Origin of the sequence: Paenibacillus sp. NRS-1781 (assembly GCF_050467745.1) — a bacterium.
GTDB lineage: Bacteria > Bacillota > Bacilli > Paenibacillales > Paenibacillaceae > Paenibacillus > Paenibacillus terrae_A.
On sequence record NZ_JBITPI010000115.1, the window covers coordinates 1 to 1,158 of the forward strand.

The window sequence follows — 1,158 nt, forward strand, 5'->3', positions numbered from 1 at the left end:
AAACACGATGTCACCAAGCTTACTGGAATTTTTAATCGGGTAGCTAATCAGGGGAATCGGCTTCATCGTGGGATGATATTCATTCCGGAAGGGACGATCAAATTGCCAAAGGGTTGTCTGCTTCCGATCACTGTTCCAGTAGTGTCCACCTGTCGGCTTCCAACCATATAATACGGGTTCGTGCATCCAGTGATAATCTTGTCTACCCATTACCATCGCTTGTTTGGCCCATATACAGCATTGTGCTAGTTTGAATCCAGCTTCGATAAATGCCTTCCTAAAATTTAATCCTTCGCTATCCGCATGGAACACATAAATACTTGCTCCACCATCAGCTACTTCATACATCCGAGTATAGGCAGCCAATAGGAAATTATAAAACTGGTCGTCATCCATTTTATCGTTCTCTATTTTCAATGCATCCTTGGTCTTACCTGTATAGTCCACATTGTAGGGTGGATCAGTTACAATGAGCTGAGCCTTCTTCCCATCCATCAACATTGAAACGATATCCTGCGGATTAGTCGAGTCTCCGCACATGAGCCTATGCTTACCAAGTAGCCAAATGTCACCTTTACGAGTGATCGGATGTTCAGGTAATGCTTCTTCCAGATTAAAATCATCTTCCTCATCCACTAATTCTTCATGTAATGTATCCAGCAGCTTCTCCGCTTCAGACCAATCAAAGCCAGTTAGCTCAATATTATAATCTGCTTCTTTCAACTCATCTAATAATCCAGCCAATGCTTCAAAGTCCCATTCCCCTGTAATTTTGTTAAGCGCTATGTTCAGGGCTTTCTCTTTCGACTTATTCACATCGACTAAGACGCAATCAACTTCATCGTATCCGAGTGCCTTCAACACTTTAGCACGTTGATGGCCTCCTACAATGGTATAATCGCTATTACAAATAATCGGTTCACAATAACCGAATTCGAGGACACTATTCCTGATCTTTTCAAACTCTGGATCACCCGCTTTTAAATCCTTCCTTGGATTATATTCAGCATGTACCAGTTGATCTATTTTCAATTTCATCCATTTCATTTACAAAATTTGCTCCTTTATGTCTACAACTTTCTCATTGTTTCTGGCGTTTTTTATGTATGGTATGGGCATTTCTACGTTTACGAATTCGATTTCCAATCCGGCTCATTC

Annotated in this window: 1 protein-coding gene; it reads right to left on the reverse strand. The window is 41.0% G+C overall.

Going from position 1 to position 1,158, the window contains the following annotated elements; all coding sequences use genetic code 11:
* Positions 1–1,047: site-specific DNA-methyltransferase (locus tag ACIFO6_RS24175; RefSeq protein ID WP_430044602.1), on the reverse strand; the 1,047-nt coding region annotated here is incomplete at its 3' end.
* Between the last annotated feature and the right edge of the window lie 111 nt (positions 1,048–1,158).